Here is a 20264-nt window from a genome sequence, read left to right on the forward strand (position 1 = left end):
AAAGAGCGCTCCCCTAAAAACATGCTCCCATGAGGGAGGAAATGGCCTGCGGAGCGGCCTTGACGCTTCCGGAGATCACCGGAAAGAATAAGGGACGGCGGCCGCTCCCTTGTTTTGTCCTGCGTTGATCATGTGGGCGTTTTGTGGGTCAAGCGCCCACGCTGGAGCGCTCCACCCTTGATTCATCAAGCTTACCCAATGCTTCCTTCCATCTCGAATTTGATCAAGCGGTTCATCTCGACCGCGTATTCCATCGGCAGCTCCCTTGTAAACGGCTCGATGAAGCCCATGACGATCATTTCCGTCGCTTCCTGCTCGGAAATGCCGCGGCTCATCAAGTAGAACAGCTGCTCTTCCGACACTTTCGACACTTTTGCTTCGTGTTCGAGCGACACGTTGTCGTTTAAAATTTCGTTGTACGGAATGGTATCGGATGTCGACTGATTGTCGAGAATGAGCGTATCGCATTCGATGTTCGAGCGCGAGCCGGACGCTTTGCGGCCGAAATGGACCATGCCGCGATACGTCACCTTGCCGCCTTGTTTGGAGATCGACTTCGAGACGATCGTCGATGACGTATTCGGGGCCAAATGGATCATTTTCGCCCCGGCGTCTTGATGCTGCCCTTTGCCGGCGATGGCGATCGACAGCGTCAAGCCGCGCGCCCCTTCGCCTTTTAAGATGACGGCCGGGTATTTCATCGTCAGCTTCGAGCCGATGTTGCCGTCGATCCATTCCATCGTCGCGTTTTCTTCGCAGACGGCGCGCTTCGTCACCAAGTTGAAGACGTTGTTCGCCCAGTTTTGGATCGTCGTGTAGCGGCAGTAGGCGCCTTTTTTGACGATGATTTCCACAACCGCGCTATGAAGCGAGTTCGTCGTGTAAATCGGCGCTGTACAGCCTTCGACGTAATGGACGTGCGCCCCTTCGTCGACGATGATGAGCGTCCGTTCAAACTGCCCCATGTTTTCCGAGTTGATGCGGAAGTACGCCTGAAGCGGCGTATCGACTTTGACGCCTTTCGGGACGTAGATGAACGAACCGCCCGACCAGACGGCCGAGTTGAGCGCCGCAAATTTGTTGTCCGTCGGCGGCACGACTTTGGCGAAATACTCGCGGAACAAGTCTTCGTTTTCCTTCAGCGCCGAGTCGGTGTCTTTAAAGATGACGCCGAGTTTTTCGAGATCTTCTTTCATGTTGTGGTAGACGACTTCCGATTCGTATTGCGCCGAGACGCCGGCCAAATATTTTTGTTCCGCCTCTGGAATCCCTAATTTATCGAACGTCGCTTTGATCTCCGCCGGCACCTCATCCCACGAACGGCCCGATTTTTCCGTCGGTTTGACGTAGTACGTAATTTCATCGAAATCGAGGCTTGACAAGTCGCCGCCCCATTGCGGCATCGGTTTGCTGTAGAAGATGTCGAGCGCTTTTAAGCGGAACTCGAGCATCCATTGCGGTTCGTTTTTCATCCGCGAAATTTCTTCGACGACTTCACGCGTCAAGCCGCGCTGGGCGCGGAAGACGGAGACGTCCTTGTCGACGAAGCCGTACTTGTATTCACCGATTTCCGGTGCTTTTTTCGCCATCTCGGTTCACCTTCCTTTAGACTTAGTGGTGATGCAGTCCTTTTTCGAGCGCTTTCCACGCGAGCGTCGCGCATTTGATGCGGGCCGGAAACTTGGAAACGCCTTGGAGCGCTTCGATGTCGCCAAGGTCGACGGAATCGTCGTACTCTTTCCCTTGGATCATGTCGGAAAAAATGTGGGCGAGCCGAAGCGCTTCTTCCACCGTTTTCCCTTTGATCGCCTGCGTCATCATCGACGCCGACGACATTGAAATCGAACAGCCTTCGCCTTCAAATTTGACGTCGGCGACTTTTCCGTCTTCGACTTTCATCGTCAAGTGGATGCGGTCGCCGCACGTCGGGTTGTTCATGTTGACATCGACGTTCGTTCCTTCAAGCACCCCGCGGTTTCGCGGGTTTTTATAATGATCCATAATGACTTGGCGGTAAAGCTGGTCCAACGGATGGTTAGAAGACATGGCTGAAGTACTCCTTCGCTTTCTGTAATGCGGCGATGAATGCATCGATTTCCTCTTTGGTATTGTAAAGGTAAAAGCTCGCCCGGGCGGTCGCCGTCACGCCGAGCCATTTCATGAGCGGCTGGGCGCAATGGTGGCCGGCGCGGATGGCGATTCCTTCGGCGTCAAGGACAGTCGCCACATCGTGCGGATGCACCCCGTCGATGTTGAACGTCACAAGCCCCGCCCGCTCTTTCGGGCCATAGACGGTGACGCCTTCGATGTCCGCCATTCGTTCAAGCGCATATTGCGCCAGCTCATGCTCATGGGCGGCGATGGCGTCCAAGCCGACTTGTTCAAGGAAATCGATCGCCGCCCCAAGGCCAATCGCCCCGGCGATGATCGGCGTGCCGCCTTCAAACTTCCACGGCAGCTCTTTCCACGTCGAGTCGTACAGCTCGACAAAATCGATCATTTCACCGCCGAACTCGATTGGCTCCATCTGCTCAAGCCATTTCTTTTTGCCATATAATACGCCGATTCCCGTCGGCCCGCACATTTTATGGCCGGAAAGGGCGAGAAAATCGCAATCAAGTTCCTGAACATCGACCTTCATATGCGGAGCGCTTTGCGCCGCATCGACGACGACGACCGCCCCGCGCTCATGGGCGATGCGGGCGATCTCCCGCACCGGGTTGATCGTCCCAAGCACGTTGGACACATGGGCGATGGCGACGATCTTCGCCGCTTTGGTGATGGCCGCCTCAACGTCGCGCAAATCGATCGTGCCGTCTTCCTGCAGCGGAATGTATTTCAGCGTTGCGCCCGTTTGTTTCGACAGCTGCTGCCATGGGATTAAGTTGCTGTGATGCTCCATGTACGTGATGACGATCTCGTCGCCTTCTTTGACATTGGCGCGCCCGTAGCTTGCAGCGACCAAGTTGAGCGCAGCGGTCGTGCCGCGCGTAAAGATGATTTCCTGCGCCGATTGGGCGTTTAAAAACCGCCGCACTTTTTCGCGCGCGCCTTCGTACGCATCGGTCGCCTTCGTCCCGAGCGTATGGACGCCGCGGTGGACGTTCGAGTTGTACTCGCGGTAGTAGCGGTCAAGCGTCTCAATCACCGGCAGCGGCTTTTGCGACGTCGCCGCGCTGTCAAAATAGACGAGCGGATGGCCGTTCACTTGCTGATGCAAAATCGGAAACAACGCGCGAATTTCGTTCACATTCATGATTGAACTTTCCTTTCAATCACTTCAATTAATTGGTTTTTCACGCCTTCAAGGGGAATCGCCTCGACAACCGGCGCCAAAAAGCCGTGGATGATGAGCCGTTCCGCATCGCGTCTCGGAATGCCGCGGCTCATTAAGTAATACAACTGGATCGGATCGACGCGTCCCACCGATGCCGCGTGGCCCGCCATGACGTCGTCTTCATCAATGAGCAAAATCGGGTTCGCATCGCCGCGCGCTTTTTCGCTCAGCATCAAGACGCGCGACTCCTGGTCGGCGTTTGACTTCGACGCGCCGTGCTCAATTTTGCCGATGCCGTTGAAAATCGAGGTCGCGCTGTCGCGGACGACGCCATGTTTTAAAATGTAACCTTCCGTATGCCTGCCGTAATGGACGACGCTGGTCGTAAAGTTTTGCACTTGCTCGCCGCGGCTGACCGCGACTGTTTTCGTATCGCCGAACGAGCCGTCGCCGACAAGGCGGGTGATGTTCTCGGAGACCGTGTTGCCGTCATTCATCAGCCCGAGCGCCCATTCGATCCGTCCGTCGCGCCCGGCGATGCCGCGCCGATTGACATACGTCGTTGTGCCTTTGGCCAAATGGTCGACGGCGGCGAAAAAGACGCTTGCGTTCGCTTGGGCAAACACCTCGGCGGCCACATTGACGACCGCTTTTCCTTCTCGGCTTGCCGATATATAGTTTTCGACAAACACGACGCGGCTGTTGTCTTCCGCGACAATGATCACGTGGTTAAACAAGGCGATGTCATCTTCGTCTTGAATATAGACCGCCTGAAGCGGCGTTTCAATCTCCACGTTTTTCGGGACATAGACAAACACGCCGCCGTTGAGCAGCGCCGCATGGAGCGCGGCAAGGCGGTGCTCATCCGGCTTGACCGCCGTCATCAAATAGTTTTTCAGCAAGTCGCCATGCTCGCGCGCTGCTGTGAAGATGTCGGTAAAAATGACGCCTTTTTCTTTTAATTCATCGGACAGCGACACGTACGCCGGCGTATGGTTGCGCTGCACGTACAAGTTTTTCGTTCCTTCGCCCGCCTCGATGAGCGCCTTGACCGCTTCCGGCAAATCGTCAAGACCATCATACGGCGCGCTGTCGACCGTGTGGCGGGCGAACTCGGTGAAATTCCATTTGTCGATTTTCGTCTTCTCCGGTTTCGGAAGCGGCAGCCGCTCCGCCAGCCGAAGCGCCTCAAGGCGCCGCGCCGTCAGCCAGCCCGGTTCGCCGCGCCCGCTTGAGAACGTGCGGATGTAGGTTTCATCGAATGGGATTTTCGTTTCTGTCGCCATAATCCTCCTCCTAACGCTTACGCTTCTTGTCCGACCGTTTCGTCTTCAATGCCAAGCTCTTTTTTGATCCAGTCGTACCCTTCCGCCTCAAGCCGCTGCGCCAGTTCCGGACCGCCGGATTTGACGATGCGCCCTTGCATCATGACGTGCACGTAATCCGGCGTGATGTAGTTCAATAACCGTTGGTAGTGAGTGATGATCAAACAGCCGAATTCGCTGCTGCGCATTTCGTTGACGCCTTTGGCGACAATTTTGAGCGCGTCGATATCGAGGCCGGAGTCGATCTCGTCCAAAATGGCGATTTTCGGCTCAAGCATCATCAGCTGCAAAATTTCGTTCCGCTTTTTCTCCCCGCCCGAGAATCCTTCATTCAAATAGCGGTGCGCCATATCCGGATTCATTTCCAAAAACGCCATTTTTTCATCGAGCTTGCGGATGAATTTCATGAGCGAAATTTCGTTGCCTTCGCCAAGGCGGGCGTTGATCGCCGCGCGCAAAAAGTCGGCGTTCGTCACCCCGCTGATTTCACTCGGATATTGCATCGCCAAAAACAGGCCGGCGCGCGCCCGCTCGTCGACTTCCATCTCGAGGACGTCCTGGCCGTCGAGCGTCACCGATCCTTCTGTCACTTCATATTTTGGATGGCCCATAATGGCCGATGCCAGCGTCGACTTCCCCGTTCCGTTCGGGCCCATGATGGCGTGGATTTCCCCGCCTTTGACTTCCAAGTCCACTCCTTTTAAAATTTCTTTTCCCTCCACGGCGACGTGGAGATTGCGAATCGTCAATACCGCCATGCAGCATACCTCCAATTCCCGATTGAGAGTCAGTTCGCTCGCTTGTCTTCTAGCGATCGTTCATTCTCATTTTATTCTCATTATAATTTTATAACAAATGAAAACTACCTGCAACTTTCCCGCTCTGTTTTCACTATGACCGTGTGAAAAAACAGCGCCTTTTACTATTTTACACGAAAACCTCAAGCTTGTACGAGTTTTTGCAAAAAAAAGACCCCGTTTTTTCCGGAGTCTAGTGAGCCGCCCGCAGCTCGCGGAGGCATTCTTGCACGAGCGTCACCGCCTGGCTCATCGCCGCCCCGCCGCCAAACGCGGCCGCCACCGCGCACGCTTCCAAAATTTCTTGTTCGGACGCTCCTTCATCAAGGCAGCCTTTCGCATGGTAAATCGTGCAATACTCATCTTGCGTCGCCAAGCTGATGCCAAGGGCGATCAATTGTTTTTCTTTTTTCGACAGCGCTCCCTCGGCAAAACAAGCTTCCGTAAATGCGTTAAACCGTTCCGCTACGTTCGGAAGTTTTTGGGTAAACGCCCCAAGCCCTTCCTTGTAGTGGCGAAGCGCGGATTCGACCGATGCATATGTTCCGTTGTTCATCTCCGTTTTCCTCCTTTGCTCGTGTCTGCTGTTAGTATGCATGAAGGAAAACGAAATTAAACAACGAATGGTATTGAAAGCGTGTGGAAACACCACCGTTTCGCCAACATCGACGGAATGTCATGATGAAAACGAATGGTTCTGTTCCACTTCCATCATCATAGGAAAGGGGGGAATGCCATTGATTCGTTGGGTTGTCTTTGCCTTAACCGTCGCTTTCGCTTCGTTTTTGGCGTGGATCATCATCGGCAGCATTCTCGGTGAACACGGGGACGTCATCTTCAGTTTAACGACAGTGGTCGCCCTGCAAAACTGCGTCATCATCGTCATGCTCGCCGCCGTACTGGCGCGTTTGAACAACCGATGAAGCGCGGGAAAACAGACCGGCCGCGGCGTCTCTCCATCCAAAACGGTTTTGAACTTTCGGGCGGCTCTTTTTTGTGCAAAAAATAACGGAAGCGATTCGCTTCCGTTATTGATTGTTTGTCGCCGCTGGAATGACGGCGCCGTGGTATTTTTCTTTGATGAAATCTTGAATTTCTTTCGATTGCAGCACTTCGACAAGCGTTTTGATTTCTTTTCGGTTTTCATCGCCTTTGCGCACCGCCACAATGTTCACATACGGATTGTTTTTCGGCGACTCCACGGCGATCGGGTCTTTCGCCGGGTCCAAACCGGCGTCAAGCGCATAGTTGGCGTTGATCAAAACCGCATCGCCTTCGCCGTTTTTGTAAATTTGCGGCAGAAGTCCAGCATCGACGTCCGCTTTAAATTTCAAATGTTTCGGGTTTTCGACGATGTCGTTGACCGTCGCTTTCGTTTTATCGATGCCCGGTTTCAGCTTAATGAGCCCCTTTTCTTGCAGCATCGATAAAATGCGGCCATGGTCGGCGACCGAGTTGCTCATGATGATCGTCGCGCCGTCCGGCAGTTCTTCAATGCTTTTGTATTTTTTCGAGTATAAGCCGATCGGCTCGATATGAATGCCGCCGGCGTTGACGAAATCATAGCCGTACTCTTTCTTTTGCGATTCCAAATACGGAATGTGTTGGAAATAGTTGGCGTCGATTTGCTTCTCCGCCAGCGCTTTGTTCGGCAAGATGTAATCTTGGAACGTAATGATCTCCAAGTCGATGCCTTTTTTCTTCAAAATCGGTTTCGCTTTTTCCAAAATTTCCGCATGCGGCACGTTCGACGCACCGACTTTCAACTTCACCAATTTGCCGTCTTTGCCGCCTTCCGCGTTGTCGTGATTGTTGCTTCCGCATGCTGCCAAGGCGAAGACGAGAGCGGCGGCAAGGAGCGCACCAAGCCATTTTTTCATCGACTTCTTCCTCCTTTATCGTTTATCGATTTTTGAAGTGACAAAGTCACCGATCAACTGAATGACAAAGACAATGACGAGCACCAACACGGTCGCGACAAACGTCACATCGTTATGGTTGCGCTGGAATCCTTCCAAATACGCCAAGTCCCCAAGCCCGCCGGCGCCGATGGCTCCAGCCATCGCCGTATAGCTGACGAGCGACACCGCCGTCACCGTAATGCCGGAGACGAGCGCTGGAAGCGATTCAGGCAAGAGCACTTTCCAAATGATCGTCCACGTTGAGGCGCCCATCGCTTGGGCTGCTTCGATGACGCCTTTGTCGATTTCGCGAAGGGCGATCTCCACCATGCGGGCGTAAAACGGCGCGGCCCCAATGACCAAAGCCGGCAGCGCCGCATTGGCGCCAAGCATCGTCCCGACGAGCCAGGTGGTAAACGGAATGAGCAAAATGATCAAAATAATAAACGGAATAGAGCGGAAAATGTTCACAAACGCCGCAATCACGGTATTGACAAACCGGTTTTCCCATAGGTTGCCCTTCGCTGTCAAAAATAGAAGCAAGCCAAGAACGATTCCGAGGACGAAAGTGGCCGCCACCGCCACTCCCGTCATATACAGCGTCTCGACCGTCGCCGCCCACATCGTCTCCCATTGCACGTTCGGCAGGAGGTTAGCGAGCATCGTGAATCACCTCCACCGCCACCTGCTGGCGTTGAATATAGTCAAGCGCCCGGTCGATTTCATCCCTCGCCCCGTCGAGGTGCACGAACAGCACCCCATAGGCGCCTTGATGGGTTTGCGAAATTTTCCCTTGCAAAATGTTGACATCGACGGCAAACTGACGCACCACTTCGGTGATGAGCGGCTTTCCGGCTGCCGCGCCGACGAACGTCAGCTGCGCGATCAGCCCGCTCGGGTATTGGCCAAACAAATGGGAAATCGCCTCTTCCGTCTCCTCAGGCTCGATCAGCTGCTTGACGAACCGTTTCGTAATCGGTTGCTGCGGGTTGCGGAACACATGCAGCACTTCGCCTTGCTCGACGATTCGGCCGCTTTCCATCACCGCAACGCGGTCGCAAATTTTGCGGATGACGTGCATTTCATGGGTGATCAGCACAATCGTCAGCCCGAGACGCTTGTTGATGTCAACGAGCAAGTCCAAAATCGCATCGGTCGTCTGCGGGTCCAACGCCGATGTCGCCTCGTCGCACAGCAAGACTTTCGGGTTGTTGGCGAGCGCCCGGGCGATGCCGACCCGCTGCTTTTGCCCGCCGCTCAGCTGCGACGGGTAGGCATCCTCGCGCCCGGAAAGGCCGACAAGCTCGATCAATTCATCCACCCGCTTGTTCCGCTCCTCTTTCGGGACGCCGGCAATTTCAAGCGGAAAGGCAATGTTTTCCCTGACTGTGCGAGACCAAAGCAAGTTGAAATGCTGGAAAATCATCCCGATTTCTTGGCGCGCCTTGCGCAGCTCCCGCCCTTTCACGCGCGTCATATCGCGCCCGGCGACGACCACCCGGCCGCTCGTCGGCTTCTCGAGCCCATTGAGCAAGCGGATGAGCGTGCTTTTCCCAGCGCCGCTGTAGCCGATAATGCCGAAAATTTCTCCTTCGCGAATCTCAAGCGACACATTGTCGACTGCCGTGACCGAACCGTTGGCCGCTTGATAGATTTTCGTCACTTGTTCGAGTGTAATCATCGTTTCACCTTCCTCCCCAAGCGGCAGAGCGCAAAAAGAAAACCTTTCTGCCCGCAGAGAACAGAAAGGTATTGTGCACCATTCCGTCTCTTATCTCTCAAAGCAGGCCGCTTTGTGTGAATTGGCACCATTTCAGCACATGCGCTGACGGTTGCCGGGCTTCATTGGGCACATCCCTCCACCTCTCTTGATAAGAGCGCAACAATCGCCTATTCAATTGACTACGAATGTGATTGTATCATTGTCTGTCGAAGCGTGTCAACATCTTTTTTATCCGACGTCCCGATAAGGCTTGGCCAAATGGAGGAGCGATTCAAGAAGCAAAAGCTGGCGGAAGCTTCCTGACACGTGCACTTCACGCAACCGGACGAGCTGCTGCAGCTTCAGTTCGCCGTTCAGCAGGGACGCGAGCGCCTCTTTGGAACCGCGCACCGTCAATGTTTTCCGTTCATCGTTTTCCATCCCTCTAGCGGCTGATTCCTTGCCGATCAACAGCAAGGCGGTTTCGTCATCGCTTTCAAACCGAACATACAGCTGCTCATCCGGCAAAATCGGCACCAAATGGCGCAACACTTGCATCCGTTCCACGAACTGCCCAACTAATTCACGCATTTCCATGGATATCCCCTCCCCCATTTTTATTTTTTTCACTTCCACCTGAAGAGGAGAAATCCTTTACAAAAATCTCGACAACCCGTTGACGAACGAGCGCCGTTTTTGTCATTTCCCAAGAAATGTGTCAAACAGCGTCAAAAAAAGGCGAATCATCGGGACGGCAAGCAGGCTTGAATCACTTCGTACAAATACGGAACGGAATGAAAGGCATACCACTTGCCTGCGATCGCTCCATCCTGAAAAAGAAGCAGGCAAGGAACGCTTTCAATTTTCCACTCAGCCGCTCGTTCGGGAATATAGTTGATGTCCGTTTCGTAAAACGGAAGCGCCGGAAACAACTTCTCCACCACCACAAGCATCCGCCGCGCCAGCTGGCACGTGCCGCACAGCGGGGTGTACAAGTAAAGGGCGAGAAGCGGCTCACCTTCCACCACTCGCTTGACATCGTTTCGATCGATCGCGTTCACTCGCCTCTCCCTTTCATCAGCAATTCGATGCGGACGTCGAAATCGGCGCGCAGCAACACTTGCGCCAAGTGCCAAATCGGAGCAGCCGCCACTTCACGGTACGCCCGGTCAATGTAAAGATGCTCCGCTTCTGGAAGCATGCGGCGAAACTGCCGGCGCAATTTTTCTCCCGCCTCATCGGCATCCGCCAACAAGTACACATCATATCCTTCCAGCTCATCAGCCCATTCTTCCAGGCGCGCGTCGCTGATCGTGCCGTTTGTGCAAAGGATGATGACAGGCTCTTTCAGGACGGCCGCCACCTTTTGCTTGTCCGATCGCCCTTCCACAATGATGACTTTTTCCACGCGTCGCATGTCCGACCCACCTTACTTCGAAAGGTGATACGATATTGTATGCCTTGCGCCGGCGAAAGGTGGAAAAAGAAAAGCAACGGCATCGCACCGTTGCCTGTCAACACCAGCCCGCTTCCCCGTCGCAGTCGACATATTTTTGGTTCGGTTCAACGGTAGCGGTCACCTGCTTGAAAATTCGCCCGTTTTGTTCGATATATCCATGTTTCAACGGGACGGCCGCCGGAAGCGGAAGGCGCCCGATGAGCTCTCCTTCCTCGTACAACTCCAGCGAGCGGCCGTTCAGTTTGCCGATGATCCGGTCCGTGACATCCATGTGCTTCGTTTGCAGCATCGCGAGCACCCCTTTTTTCAATCAAATTCCGGTATGTATAGAGTGCCCGAATCGAAGCGAAGATTGCCGGAACGTTTATCCTTCGTTGATCATGGCCTCGTATTGTTCCGCCGTCAACAAATTGTCGATTTCGCTCAAATCATTCGGTTTGACGACGATCATCCACGCTTTGTCATACGGCGATTCGTTCACGTACTCCGGATGGTCATTTAACGCCTCATTCACTTCAACGACCGTGCCGCTGATCGGCGCATACAATTCCGAGACCGTTTTCACCGATTCAACGCTGCCGAACGGCTCGTTCGCCGTAACCTCTGCGCCGACTTCCGGCAGCTCGACAAAGACGATGTCGCCAAGCTCTGATTGGGCGTAATCCGTAATGCCGATGCGCACGTTCTCTCCTTCCACGCGCACCCACTCATGCTCCTTTGTATAGCGAAGTTCTTTCGGCGTGTTCATCGTATCCCTCCATTGCGACAAAATGTATATTCCTTTTCATCATAACCGATTTTCCGCAAAAACTCACTGAATTCACCCGATTTTGCAAAAAATTTTTTATGTCCCCGCCGCGAAAAACGCCTCGTATTCTTGTTCGCGAAAGCCCACGACGACCCGCTCGCCGTCCGTCAAAATCGGCCGTTTGACCAACATCCCGTCCGAGGCGAGCCAATCGAGCATCTCGTCTTCCGATGCGCGGTCGAGCTTGTCCTTCAAGCCAAGCTCGCGGTATTTCATCCCGCTCGTGTTGAAAAATTTTTTGAGCGGCAGCCCGCTTTGACGGTGCAAACGGGCGAGCTGCTCTTTCGTCAGCGGCTCGTCGACCAAATGCACCGTTTGCACCTCAATGCCGTGTTCATCCAACCATTTTTTCGCCTTCCGGCACGTTCCGCATTTTGGATACCAATAGAGCGTGAGCGCCATCTTCACTCCTCCCTTTCATTTCCGCTGTTTGGCAAACAAATAAGAAGCACCAGGCAAACGCCTGGCACTTCCCATTATCACACAATATACCGTTCGGCTTCAATGAGCGCGGCGGCCGCTTCGCGTTTTTTCGCGATCACGTTGATCGGCGTATGGCGCGTCAGCCGTCGGAGAGCGGCGAGCATCATCCGCAGCGTGTCGCCTTGTTCGACGGCGACGAGCGTTTCTTTCGCATGGGCTTCAATTTCATTGAACGCCTCTTGGCAGAAAATTTGCGTGTACAGCCATTTTTGTTTGTTTTTCTCCTCACCGCTCGCCTGAATCGCTTTTTCCGTGCGCAAAAGCGCTGATTCCATCGCATAAATGTTCGAGACGATGTCGGCGATGTTGACGAGCACTTCTTGCTCTTCTTCAATGCGCTGGCCGTATTTTTGCGCCGCTAAACCGGCGACCATCAAGGCGATTTTTTTCGCGTTGCGCACCAAGTATTTCTCTTGTTCCAGCGCGCCCGTCCCCGGCTCTTCGGCGGCCATCATCATCAGTTCTTCCTGAAGCTGCTGCGCTTTTTGGAAGAGCGGCAGCTCGCCTTTTAACGCCTTTTTCAAATACATGCCCGGCACGAGAAGGCGGTTGATTTCGTTCGTCCCCTCGAAAATGCGGTTGATGCGCGAATCGCGGTAGGCGCGCTCAATTTCGTATTCCTGCATAAAGCCGTACCCGCCGTGGATTTGCACGCCTTCATCCACGATGTAATCGAGCACTTCCGTGGCAAAAAACTTGTTCAATGAGCATTCGATCGCATATTCGGCGATCGATTTCGCCACTTCTTTGCCGTCTTTCGCCTTTTCCGCATCAAGCAGGCCCATCCGTTCATCGAACAAGCCGACCGTGCGGTAAACCGAGCTTTCGGCGGCATACAGGCGCGACGCCATCGTCGCGAATTTTTCCTGCGTCAACGTAAACTGCGAAATCGGCCGTTTGAATTGCTGGCGCTGATTGGCGTATTTGAGCGTGATTTCAAGCGCCCGCTTCGCGCCGCCGACCGCCCCTAACCCAAGCTTGTAGCGGCCGATGTTCAAAATGTTGAAGGCGATGACATGGCCTTTTCCGATTTCACCGAGCACGTTTTCTTTCGGCACCGGCACATCTTGCAAAATGAGCGTTCTTGTCGACGAGCTTTTAATCCCCATTTTCTTTTCTTCCGGACCAGTTGAAACGCCCGGGAAGTCGCGTTCCACGATGAACGCGGTGAAATGTTCGCCGTCGACTTTTGCATAGACGACAAACACATCAGCAAAACCGGAGTTGGTGATCCATTGTTTTTCGCCGTTTAAAATGTAATGCGTGCCTTCCGCGTTTAATCTCGCCGTCGTTTTCGCGCCGAGGGCGTCCGAACCCGAGCCAGGCTCCGTCAAGGCGTAGGCGGCGATTTTTTCGCCGGTCGCTAAATACGGCAAATATTTTTGTTTTTGTTCTTCCGTGCCAAACAACACAATCGGCAGCGAGCCAATTCCGACGTGCGCCCCGTGCGAAATGGCAAAACCGCCGGCCGGCGCCATTTTTTCCGCAATGATGGCCGAACTGACTTTATCTAGGCCCAAACCGCCGTATTCTTCCGGAATGTCAGCGCTTAACAAGCCGAGCTCGCCCGCTTTGCGAAGCAATTTCACGGAACGGTCAAACTCGTGGTTTTCCAAATGCTCGAGCTGCGGGAGCACTTCATTGTTGACATACTCTTCCGTCGTTTTGGCAATCATATGATGTTCGTCGGTGAAATCTTCCGGCGTAAACACGCGCTCCGCCGGAATGTCTTCAATCAAAAAGCTGCCGCCTTTGATCGCTTCTTCCATCGTTTTGGCCATCGTTGATTTCCTCCCCCGAAAGATGATTGATGATCCGGGCGGCAACGCCGCCCGGGAAATAGACGTTCCATGCAGCCGGGCAAATGCGGATGCATGCCTCGCGCGAGCTGATGAAGCCCGCTCGCTGTCAGCTGCCGCTACAGCAGCTCAAACACGCCGGCCGCTCCCATGCCGCCGCCGATGCACATCGTGACGATGCCGAACTGCACGTTGCGGCGCCGCATTTCGTAAAGCAAAGACAAGGTCAGCTTCGCGCCCGTGCAGCCGAGCGGGTGGCCTAGAGCAATCGCCCCGCCGTTGACGTTGACAATGTCTTCATCCAACCCAAGTTCGCGGATGACTTGGATCGATTGCGAGGCGAACGCTTCGTTCAGCTCGATCAAACCGATGTCGGACAGCTCAAGGCCGGCCAGCTTCAACGCTTTCGGCACCGCAGCGACCGGGCCGATCCCCATCACTTCCGGCGGCACGCCGGCAACCGCGAACGAACGAAACTTGCCGAGCGGCTTCAAGCCGAGCGACTCCGCTTTTTCGCGGTCCATCACCATGACCGCCGCCGCCCCGTCGCTCATTTGCGACGCGTTGCCGGCGGTGACGGTGCCGTTTACCGCAAACGCCGGCCGGAGTTTCGCGAGCGTTTCCATATTCGTGTCCGGGCGCACGCCTTCATCTTGTGTAAAGACGACTTTCTCCTCAACGAGTTTGTTGCCTTCTACTTTGCGCACCGTCACCTCGACCGGCACGATTTCTTCATTGAATTTTCCTTCGGCAATCGCCTTGGCGGCGCGCTGGTGGCTGCGCACCGCGAATGCGTCTTGGTCCTCGCGGCTGACGCCGTATTTTTTCGCCACTTGCTCGGCCGTGTGCCCCATCGACATGTAGTATTCCGGCGCTTCTTCCGCCAAGCGGGCATTCGGGCGGACGACATGCCCCATCATCGGCACCATGCTCATCGATTCGACCCCGCCGGCGATGACCGTGTCGGAATGGCCGAGCATCACCCGTTCCGCCGCATAGGCGATCGCCTGCAAACCGGACGAGCAATACCGGTTGATCGTGATCGCCGGCACGGTATATGGCAGCCCGGCGAGCGCGCCGATGTTGCGGGCGATGTTCAATCCTTGCTCCGCCTCCGGCATGGCGCACCCGATAATCAAGTCGTCAATGTTTCCTTCATAGTTCCCCGCGCGCTTGATCGTTTCTTTGACGACGAGCGCCCCTAAATCATCCGGCCGCACGTGGGCGAGCGTTCCTTTTTTCGCTTTGCCGACCGGTGTGCGCGCACCTGCGACAATGACCGCTTCTCTCACGCCAATCCCCCCTTGATCTCCTCCGCTTTAGTTGCGGAGCGGTTTTCCTTTCACAAGCATATGCTGCATGCGCGCTTGCGTCTTCGGCTCGCCGATGAGGCTCAAAAACGCCTCGCGCTCGAGATCGAGCAAATATTGCTCGTCGACTTCCGTTCCGTACGGCACTTTGCCGCCGGCTAGAACATACGCCAATTTTTTCGCGATTTTCAAATCGTGCTCGCTGATGTAGCCGGAATGGAACATCGACTGCGCCCCAAGCAGCATGGCGGCATAGCCGCTTTCGCCGGCCACCGGCACTTTCTTCCTTACAGGAGGCCGGTACCCTTCCTCATACATCGAGAGCACCGCCTGTTTCGCTTCATACAGCAGATGGTCGCCGTTCATCGTGATGCCGTCGCGGTGATTCAAGAAGCCAAGCTCGCGCGCTTCCGCCGCTGACGTCGACACTTTCGCCATGGCGATCGTTTCAAATACGCTGGCCGCGATTTTGACGTAGTCGACGTCCACGCCGCGCGGCAGGCTGTTCAACCGTTTGATGTACAGCTCCTTGTTGCCGCCGCCGCCCGGAATCAAGCCGACGCCGACTTCGACGAGCCCGATGTACGTCTCGGCCGCCGCTTGGATGCGTGAAGCCGCCAAGCTCACTTCCGCCCCGCCGCCTAACGTCATGGCAAACGGCGCGACGACGACCGGCTTCGGGTTGTATTTCATTTTGAGAAGCGCTTGCTGGAACTGGCGAACGGCAAGTTCCAATTCAAAAAAGTTTTCGTCTTGCGCCTCCATGAGCATCATCGCCAAGTTCGCGCCGACGCAGAAGTTTTTCCCTTGGTTGCCGATGACGAGCCCTTTGTAGTTGCGGTTGACTTCCTCAAGCGCCTCGTTGATCATTTGGACAATATCGGCGCCAATCGCGTTGTTCGGCGAATGGAACTCCAGAAGCGCCACGTCGTCGCCGAGGTCAATGAGGCTGGCGCCGGCATTTTTCTTGATGACGCCGCGCGCCTCTTTCAGTCGGCGGATGTGGATGACTTTTTCGTTTTCTTCTACTGTTTTATACCCGCCCGGCGCATAATAGAACAGCCGGCCGTTTTCCGTTTTATAGAACGATGTGGCTCCGTCGGCGAGCATGTCCGTGATCCACGACGGGATGTCGCGCCCTTCCGCCTGCATTTTGCGCACCGACTTCTCGAGGCCGATCGCATCCCACAGTTCAAACGGACCTTGCTCCCAGCCGAACCCCCACTTCATCGCCTGATCGATCGCTACGATGTCGTCGGCGATCTCCCCGACAAGGCGGGCAGTGTACAGCAATGTCGGCGCGATGATGTTCCAAAGGAGCGTTCCCGCGCGGTCGCCATCGGCATACACGAGCGTTTGCAGCTTGGCGGCCGCTCCTTTCGCCTGCTTCGCCATCTCCACCGCCGGGGTGACAAGCTTTTTGCGCGGCTCGTATTGCATCGTGACGTAGTTCAGCTCGAGAATGTCTTTTCCTTGCTTGACAAAAAAGCCTTGTCCGGATTTGCTGCCGAGCCAGCCGTTTTCAAGCATCGTTTTCATAAACTCCGGCACGCGGAACGCCTCTTTTTCTTCCCCTTCGACGTTTTCATACACGTTGTTGGCGACATGCACGAACGTATCGAGCCCGACGACGTCAAGCGTGCGGAACGTCGCGCTTTTCGGCCGGCCGATGAGCGGCCCCGTCACCGAATCGACCTCGCCGACGCTGTAGCCGCCTTGCATCATCTCGCGGACGGTGACAAGCAACCCATACGTGCCGATCCGGTTGGCGATGAAGTTCGGCGTATCTTTCGCCATGACGACGCCTTTGCCGAGCACGTCTTCGCCGAACGATTTCATATAGGCGACCACATCCGGATCCGTATGCTCCGTCGGGATGATCTCAAGCAGCTTCAAATAGCGCGGCGGATTGAAGAAATGCGTGCCTAAAAAGTGTTTTTTGAAATCATCCGAACGCCCCTCCGCCATCGCGGCGATCGAGATGCCGGATGTGTTCGAGCTGACGATCGTCCCCGGCGTCCGCACCTCGTCGACGCGAGCGAAGACTTCTTTTTTCACTTCCAGCTTTTCAACGACCGCTTCAATGATCCAATCGACTTCCGCGAGCCGGTGGAAGTCATCCTCGAAGTTGCCCGTTTCAATCAAAGCGATGTTGTCTTTGGACATGAGCGGCGCCGGTTTTTGCTTGAGCAGCCTTTCCAGCGCCTGATTGGCGAGGCGGTTGCGCACTTGTTTATGCTCGAGCGTCCAACCTTTTGCTTCTTCCTCTTTCGTCAATTCCCGCGGCACGATATCCAACAGCAGCGTCGGAATGCCGACGTTCGCCAAATGGGCGGCAATGCCCGAACCCATGACGCCGGACCCAAGCACCGCGGCGCGCCGAATGCGTTTTGCCATTTCGGTTCCCCCTCACACCATTGAATGAATCATCATTCATTTTTCGGCGAAAAAAATAGCCGTGAAAACGTTCTCTATATTCAATATATAGTATGTTGGTAATTTTCGCAATATATTTGCGCACATTTTTTTCACATCGAGGCCGTTCTTTCATCCATACTAACAAACAGGAGGTGAAGACGATGGCCCGGCTGAAAAAAAATCCGTCTGAACGCGGCGTCAGCGCCGCAAGCGTCAAAGGAAACGCCGGCCCGACGGTCGAAGCCGACGGCGGCGGCAAACGGACAAGCCAAAACCAGCAGTACAAAAAGCACAACATGCAAGGGAGCTGACGCCCACATCGTCAGCTCCCGCCTGTCATAGCTGCAGATATAGGGAAAAGCAAAGAAAGGCCGCACGATCTGAACGGCCTTTCCCTCAAATGACCGCCCGACGCCTCGGGATATGCAGCGGCCATGGTTTAAAATGGAAACCGGCTTCATGGCCGCTCGCTGGATGCCTGTCCCCTTCTGCGCCCGAACGCTCGGCGGCCGCCGGCGTTTTCCTCTGTTTTGCGCCCCTACTTGCGGAGGATGCCTTTTAAAACAAACGCCACGTTGGCCGGCCGTTCGGCGAGCCGGCGCATAAAATAGCCATACCAGTCCGTGCCGTACGGAACGTACACGCGCATCGTATATCCTTCGCGCGCCAGCTCGAGTTGGCGCTCCGGGCGGATGCCGTACAGCATTTGGAATTCAAACTGGCTGTTGGGAATGTTGTATTCTTTGACGAGCTGCTTCGTATATTCGATGATGGCGTCGTCATGCGTCGCCACCGCCGTATAGTTGCCGTTTAGCAAATGCATTTTAATGATCTTCTTAAAGTTCTCATCGACATCTTTTTTATCCGGAAACGCCACTTCAGGCGGCTCTTTGTACGCTCCTTTGACGAGCCGCAAGTTCGGGCGGTACGGCTTTAAATCTTCAATGTCTTGTTCCGTCCGGTACAAATACGCCTGCAGCACCGTGCCGACGTTGTCGTATTCTTTTTTCAACATTTTAAAAATGTCCAGCGTCTTTTGGCAGCGCGAATAGTCTTCCATATCGATCGTCACAAACACGCCGCGCTGTTTTGCCGCATCCAAAATGCGGCGCATGTTGCGCATGACAAGCTCATCGGAAATATCAAGCCCCATCGATGTCATTTTCAGCGACAGCTGCGAGTTCAACTTCTCCCGGCTGATCGCCTCAATCGCCTCCAAGCAATGGCGCGCCATCTCATTCGCTTCCTGCTCATTGTCGACAAACTCACCCAAATAGTCGACCGTGACCGCCAATCCTTTTTCGTTCAGCTGGCGGATGACGCGCACTGCTTCCTCGATCGTTTCGCCGGCGACAAACCGTGAAGCGCCGAAGCGAAGGCCGTATCGTTTCGCCCATTTCGTCAATGTTTTATTTTTCGATAAGAACAGGAAAAAATCGCGCATCAACTGCTCCACTGTTGCAAGCCTCCTTGTATGGAAACGCATTCACCATTCTTATTGTACCATGTTTCAATTCAATTGAATATGTTTTTTCCCCACGGTTTATTTTTTATATGCGCATAATTTTCCACTCTCTGCACAATCTACAAGCGAACAACCGACGAAAGGAGCGAACAACGATGCAACAGCAACCACAAATGAACCCGCAGGCGGCGATGCCCGAGCCGCCGCAAATGGTGTCCACCAAAGACGCCATGTATTTTTCCGACATGATGTCGTGGAACTTGCTCGCGGCGAAAAAAGCGCACTTTTTCGCCTCGCAATGTCGGGATCCCGAAGTAGTGCAGGCGATCGAGCGCGCTGGACAGATGCATCAGCGCCATTACGACATGATTTTGCGCCATTTGCAAAACCCGCCGCAGCCGCCGGTGATGTGAAAGGAGGAGCGCCGCATGAACACAAAACAAGTGCAAAATCCGGAGATGCAAGTGCCGAAAACGCCGCAAATGAACGAGCGCGATTTTCTAAACGACATGTTGACGACGGAAAAATACATGACCTTGTCGTACAGCGTCTTTTTGCATGAAGCGAGCAACCAACCGTTATATCAAGATATGATGAATATTTTCACCGAAACGCAAAACTGTCAGCGCGACTTGTACAATTTGATGTTCAAAAAAGGATGGTACAAGCTTGAAGCCGCCGATCCGCAAAAGCTTCAGCAAACGTACCAGCAGTTCCAAGGGTATACGAATCAGCTCCCTTATCAACGAAATGCCATGCAATAACAAAACGAGGGGATGTCCGAACGGCAGAAGGACATCCTCTTTCTCAATCCGTTAAGAAGACAGGGCGCAGAAAGGGGAGAAAGGGATGGCAGCGCCATCCGAATCCGTGTGGAGCATGCTGCAAACAGCGGACGTCCGCATCCGCGACACCGGGATCATTGAATAAGCACCCCTTCTTGTTCCACAGGGATGCTTATTCTTTCATGAATAGACGATCAATACCACCAGCCTGGATACGGCGGATACGGCGGGTATGGGTAAAACGGACGCGGAGCCAACGCGCCGCCGAGCAGTCCGCCCAAGAAGCCGCCGACAAATGGGGCGCCAAACAACAATCCTGGAAATAGCATCGTTCCTTCTCCTTTCCCCAAAGCTAGAATGCTACACTTTATTCATATGCAACAACAAGAAAAGAGGGTGGGCCGTCCGCCCAACCCTTGCCGGTTTCTCACCACCAAATGGGGCCATACCACCACGGATAGAAAAACGGCGGAACCAATGCGCTCCCGAGCAAACCGCCTAAAAAGCCGCCGAAAAATGGAGCGCCAAAAAACGGAGCGCCGAAGAAAAACGGGCGCGGCCGCCAAAACCACCAGCCCCATGGCCGCCAAAAGCCCCACGGCCGCCAAATGCGCTCATCCGCCACTTGGAGATGGCTCATCTTGCTCCCCCCCTTCCGCTTGCTTTAGTCCCACTGTATGCAGGAAAAACGCCCGCTGCTTAGGCCAGTACCTAGAAGGCTGGTGAAAAACGGCG

The 20264-nt window shown here is 54.5% G+C and carries 25 protein-coding genes and 1 riboswitch; of the genes, 4 read left to right on the forward strand and 21 right to left on the reverse strand.

Translation table 11 applies throughout. The annotated features are described in order from the left end of the window. Positions 1–191: 191 nt before the first annotated feature. The 6 genes from sufB to GZ1_RS07510 form a co-directional block, all read right to left on the reverse strand. Entirely contained in the window at positions 192–1589 is a 1398-nt protein-coding gene (sufB, locus tag GZ1_RS07485) for a Fe-S cluster assembly protein SufB (protein ID WP_011232461.1), read from the reverse strand. Positions 1590–1611: 22 nt separating this feature from the next. Next, positions 1612–2046 carry a Fe-S cluster assembly sulfur transfer protein SufU gene (sufU, locus tag GZ1_RS07490; protein ID WP_015375744.1) on the reverse strand — a complete coding sequence of 145 codons (435 nt, stop codon included), beginning with the start codon at positions 2044–2046 and terminating at the stop codon, positions 1612–1614. Beyond that, entirely contained in the window at positions 2036–3256 is a 1221-nt protein-coding gene (locus tag GZ1_RS07495) for a cysteine desulfurase (RefSeq protein WP_023633700.1), read from the reverse strand. The genes sufU and GZ1_RS07495 overlap by 11 nt, the downstream gene beginning before the upstream one ends. Next, positions 3253–4563, reverse strand: coding sequence for a Fe-S cluster assembly protein SufD (sufD, locus tag GZ1_RS07500; RefSeq protein WP_060788238.1), 1311 nt, complete (start codon positions 4561–4563; stop codon positions 3253–3255). The genes GZ1_RS07495 and sufD overlap by 4 nt, the downstream gene beginning before the upstream one ends. A 17-nt stretch (positions 4564–4580) precedes the next feature. After that, a complete protein-coding gene (sufC, locus tag GZ1_RS07505) occupies positions 4581–5360 on the reverse strand; it encodes a Fe-S cluster assembly ATPase SufC (RefSeq protein ID WP_011232465.1) in 780 nt (259 codons plus the stop codon). Positions 5361–5592: 232 nt separating this feature from the next. Continuing rightward, positions 5593–5955 carry a carboxymuconolactone decarboxylase family protein gene (locus GZ1_RS07510; protein ID WP_011232466.1) on the reverse strand — a complete coding sequence of 121 codons (363 nt, stop codon included), beginning with the start codon at positions 5953–5955 and terminating at the stop codon, positions 5593–5595. Positions 5956–6130: 175 nt separating this feature from the next. Between GZ1_RS07510 and GZ1_RS07515 the strand changes: the two genes are divergently transcribed. After that, on the forward strand, positions 6131–6322 hold the full coding sequence (locus GZ1_RS07515) for a hypothetical protein (RefSeq protein WP_015375748.1): 192 nt from the start codon (positions 6131–6133) through the stop codon (positions 6320–6322). 105 nt (positions 6323–6427) lie between these two features. On the opposite strand, the gene GZ1_RS07520 is transcribed toward GZ1_RS07515, so the two are convergent. From GZ1_RS07520 to GZ1_RS07575, 12 genes are all read right to left on the reverse strand, one after another. Then, positions 6428–7279: a MetQ/NlpA family ABC transporter substrate-binding protein gene (locus GZ1_RS07520; protein WP_060788239.1), complete on the reverse strand. Its 852-nt coding sequence runs from the start codon at positions 7277–7279 to the stop codon at positions 6428–6430. Between the two features lie 15 nt (positions 7280–7294). Next, complete coding sequence (locus GZ1_RS07525; protein ID WP_020755861.1) at positions 7295–7963, reverse strand: methionine ABC transporter permease; 669 nt, start codon at positions 7961–7963, stop codon at positions 7295–7297. Further along, complete coding sequence (locus GZ1_RS07530; RefSeq protein WP_011232469.1) at positions 7953–8981, reverse strand: methionine ABC transporter ATP-binding protein; 1029 nt, start codon at positions 8979–8981, stop codon at positions 7953–7955. The genes GZ1_RS07525 and GZ1_RS07530 overlap by 11 nt, the downstream gene beginning before the upstream one ends. Positions 8982–9068: 87 nt before the next feature. After that, positions 9069–9178: riboswitch (SAM riboswitch) on the reverse strand. Positions 9179–9251: 73 nt separating this feature from the next. Next, entirely contained in the window at positions 9252–9599 is a 348-nt protein-coding gene (locus GZ1_RS07535) for a hypothetical protein (protein WP_025039296.1), read from the reverse strand. A gap of 146 nt (positions 9600–9745) precedes the next feature. Beyond that, on the reverse strand, positions 9746–10063 hold the full coding sequence (locus tag GZ1_RS07540; protein ID WP_060788240.1) for a thioredoxin family protein: 318 nt from the start codon (positions 10061–10063) through the stop codon (positions 9746–9748). Next, complete coding sequence (locus GZ1_RS07545) at positions 10060–10419, reverse strand: toprim domain-containing protein (protein ID WP_025949938.1); 360 nt, start codon at positions 10417–10419, stop codon at positions 10060–10062. The genes GZ1_RS07540 and GZ1_RS07545 overlap by 4 nt, the downstream gene beginning before the upstream one ends. Before the next feature lie 97 nt (positions 10420–10516). After that, positions 10517–10750: a YusG family protein gene (locus tag GZ1_RS07550; protein ID WP_060788241.1), complete on the reverse strand. Its 234-nt coding sequence runs from the start codon at positions 10748–10750 to the stop codon at positions 10517–10519. A gap of 75 nt (positions 10751–10825) precedes the next feature. After that, positions 10826–11209 carry a glycine cleavage system protein GcvH gene (gene gcvH / locus GZ1_RS07555; RefSeq protein WP_011232474.1) on the reverse strand — a complete coding sequence of 128 codons (384 nt, stop codon included), beginning with the start codon at positions 11207–11209 and terminating at the stop codon, positions 10826–10828. A 96-nt stretch (positions 11210–11305) separates the two neighbouring features. Beyond that, positions 11306–11671, reverse strand: a complete 366-nt coding sequence (locus tag GZ1_RS07560; protein ID WP_011232475.1) for an arsenate reductase family protein — start codon at positions 11669–11671, stop codon at positions 11306–11308. A 77-nt stretch (positions 11672–11748) separates the two neighbouring features. Further along, positions 11749–13533, reverse strand: a complete 1785-nt coding sequence (locus tag GZ1_RS07565) for an acyl-CoA dehydrogenase FadE (RefSeq protein WP_060788242.1) — start codon at positions 13531–13533, stop codon at positions 11749–11751. Positions 13534–13670: 137 nt separating this feature from the next. Then, entirely contained in the window at positions 13671–14843 is a 1173-nt protein-coding gene (locus GZ1_RS07570; protein ID WP_011232477.1) for an acetyl-CoA C-acetyltransferase, read from the reverse strand. 27 nt (positions 14844–14870) lie between these two features. Further along, complete coding sequence (locus tag GZ1_RS07575) at positions 14871–17258, reverse strand: 3-hydroxyacyl-CoA dehydrogenase/enoyl-CoA hydratase family protein (RefSeq protein WP_015375752.1); 2388 nt, start codon at positions 17256–17258, stop codon at positions 14871–14873. Positions 17259–17440: 182 nt separating this feature from the next. Between GZ1_RS07575 and GZ1_RS18175 the strand changes: the two genes are divergently transcribed. Next, a complete protein-coding gene (locus GZ1_RS18175; RefSeq protein WP_015375753.1) occupies positions 17441–17590 on the forward strand; it encodes a YuzL family protein in 150 nt (49 codons plus the stop codon). A 227-nt stretch (positions 17591–17817) separates the two neighbouring features. Here GZ1_RS18175 and GZ1_RS07580 read toward each other — a convergent pair whose 3' ends face one another. After that, positions 17818–18735, reverse strand: a complete 918-nt coding sequence (locus GZ1_RS07580; protein WP_015375754.1) for a proline dehydrogenase family protein — start codon at positions 18733–18735, stop codon at positions 17818–17820. 164 nt (positions 18736–18899) lie between these two features. Here GZ1_RS07580 and GZ1_RS07585 point away from each other — a divergent pair, with 164 nt between their 5' ends. Together GZ1_RS07585 and GZ1_RS07590 are read left to right on the forward strand one after the other, a co-directional pair. Then, positions 18900–19157 (forward strand): hypothetical protein, encoded by a 258-nt coding sequence (locus GZ1_RS07585; protein ID WP_011232481.1) that lies wholly within the window; start codon positions 18900–18902, stop codon positions 19155–19157. 15 nt (positions 19158–19172) lie between these two features. Next, positions 19173–19508, forward strand: coding sequence for a spore coat protein (locus GZ1_RS07590; RefSeq protein WP_011232482.1), 336 nt, complete (start codon positions 19173–19175; stop codon positions 19506–19508). 215 nt (positions 19509–19723) lie between these two features. On the opposite strand, the gene ymaG (GZ1_RS19570) is transcribed toward GZ1_RS07590, so the two are convergent. Together ymaG (GZ1_RS19570) and ymaG (GZ1_RS07595) are read right to left on the reverse strand one after the other, a co-directional pair. Then, the gene (gene ymaG / locus GZ1_RS19570) at positions 19724–19858 is read right to left on the reverse strand and encodes an inner spore coat protein YmaG (RefSeq protein WP_011232483.1); all 135 of its coding nucleotides are present in this window, start codon (positions 19856–19858) and stop codon (positions 19724–19726) included. Positions 19859–19956: 98 nt separating this feature from the next. Then, positions 19957–20169, reverse strand: a complete 213-nt coding sequence (ymaG, locus tag GZ1_RS07595; RefSeq protein WP_060788243.1) for an inner spore coat protein YmaG — start codon at positions 20167–20169, stop codon at positions 19957–19959. Positions 20170–20264: the final 95 nt, after the last annotated feature.

Source organism: Geobacillus zalihae NBRC 101842 (assembly GCF_001544135.1).
In the GTDB taxonomy this organism is placed as follows: Bacteria; Bacillota; Bacilli; order Bacillales; family Anoxybacillaceae; genus Geobacillus; species Geobacillus zalihae.

What these genes read in the sequence shown, in the direction of transcription:
- GZ1_RS07545 (WP_025949938.1), bottom strand. Translation starts at nt 10,419, where the DNA reads ATGCGACGCGTGGAAAAAGTCATCATTGTGGAAGGGCGATCGGACAAG.
- GZ1_RS07550 (WP_060788241.1), bottom strand. Translation starts at nt 10,750, where the DNA reads ATGCTGCAAACGAAGCACATGGATGTCACGGACCGGATCATCGGCAAA.
- GZ1_RS07565 (WP_060788242.1), bottom strand. Translation starts at nt 13,533, where the DNA reads ATGGCCAAAACGATGGAAGAAGCGATCAAAGGCGGCAGCTTTTTGATT.
- ymaG (WP_060788243.1), bottom strand. Translation starts at nt 20,169, where the DNA reads ATGAGCCATCTCCAAGTGGCGGATGAGCGCATTTGGCGGCCGTGGGGC.
- GZ1_RS07560 (WP_011232475.1), bottom strand. Translation starts at nt 11,671, where the DNA reads ATGGCGCTCACGCTCTATTGGTATCCAAAATGCGGAACGTGCCGGAAG.
- GZ1_RS18175 (WP_015375753.1), top strand. Translation starts at nt 17,441, where the DNA reads ATGGCCCGGCTGAAAAAAAATCCGTCTGAACGCGGCGTCAGCGCCGCA.
- GZ1_RS07575 (WP_015375752.1), bottom strand. Translation starts at nt 17,258, where the DNA reads ATGGCAAAACGCATTCGGCGCGCCGCGGTGCTTGGGTCCGGCGTCATG.
- GZ1_RS07530 (WP_011232469.1), bottom strand. Translation starts at nt 8,981, where the DNA reads ATGATTACACTCGAACAAGTGACGAAAATCTATCAAGCGGCCAACGGT.
- GZ1_RS07510 (WP_011232466.1), bottom strand. Translation starts at nt 5,955, where the DNA reads ATGAACAACGGAACATATGCATCGGTCGAATCCGCGCTTCGCCACTAC.
- GZ1_RS07525 (WP_020755861.1), bottom strand. Translation starts at nt 7,963, where the DNA reads ATGCTCGCTAACCTCCTGCCGAACGTGCAATGGGAGACGATGTGGGCG.
- GZ1_RS07520 (WP_060788239.1), bottom strand. Translation starts at nt 7,279, where the DNA reads ATGAAAAAATGGCTTGGTGCGCTCCTTGCCGCCGCTCTCGTCTTCGCC.
- sufU (WP_015375744.1), bottom strand. Translation starts at nt 2,046, where the DNA reads ATGTCTTCTAACCATCCGTTGGACCAGCTTTACCGCCAAGTCATTATG.
- gcvH (WP_011232474.1), bottom strand. Translation starts at nt 11,209, where the DNA reads ATGAACACGCCGAAAGAACTTCGCTATACAAAGGAGCATGAGTGGGTG.
- ymaG (WP_011232483.1), bottom strand. Translation starts at nt 19,858, where the DNA reads ATGCTATTTCCAGGATTGTTGTTTGGCGCCCCATTTGTCGGCGGCTTC.
- GZ1_RS07495 (WP_023633700.1), bottom strand. Translation starts at nt 3,256, where the DNA reads ATGAATGTGAACGAAATTCGCGCGTTGTTTCCGATTTTGCATCAGCAA.
- sufD (WP_060788238.1), bottom strand. Translation starts at nt 4,563, where the DNA reads ATGGCGACAGAAACGAAAATCCCATTCGATGAAACCTACATCCGCACG.
- GZ1_RS07515 (WP_015375748.1), top strand. Translation starts at nt 6,131, where the DNA reads ATGCCATTGATTCGTTGGGTTGTCTTTGCCTTAACCGTCGCTTTCGCT.
- sufB (WP_011232461.1), bottom strand. Translation starts at nt 1,589, where the DNA reads ATGGCGAAAAAAGCACCGGAAATCGGTGAATACAAGTACGGCTTCGTC.
- GZ1_RS07535 (WP_025039296.1), bottom strand. Translation starts at nt 9,599, where the DNA reads ATGGAAATGCGTGAATTAGTTGGGCAGTTCGTGGAACGGATGCAAGTG.
- GZ1_RS07590 (WP_011232482.1), top strand. Translation starts at nt 19,173, where the DNA reads ATGAACACAAAACAAGTGCAAAATCCGGAGATGCAAGTGCCGAAAACG.
- GZ1_RS07585 (WP_011232481.1), top strand. Translation starts at nt 18,900, where the DNA reads ATGCAACAGCAACCACAAATGAACCCGCAGGCGGCGATGCCCGAGCCG.
- sufC (WP_011232465.1), bottom strand. Translation starts at nt 5,360, where the DNA reads ATGGCGGTATTGACGATTCGCAATCTCCACGTCGCCGTGGAGGGAAAA.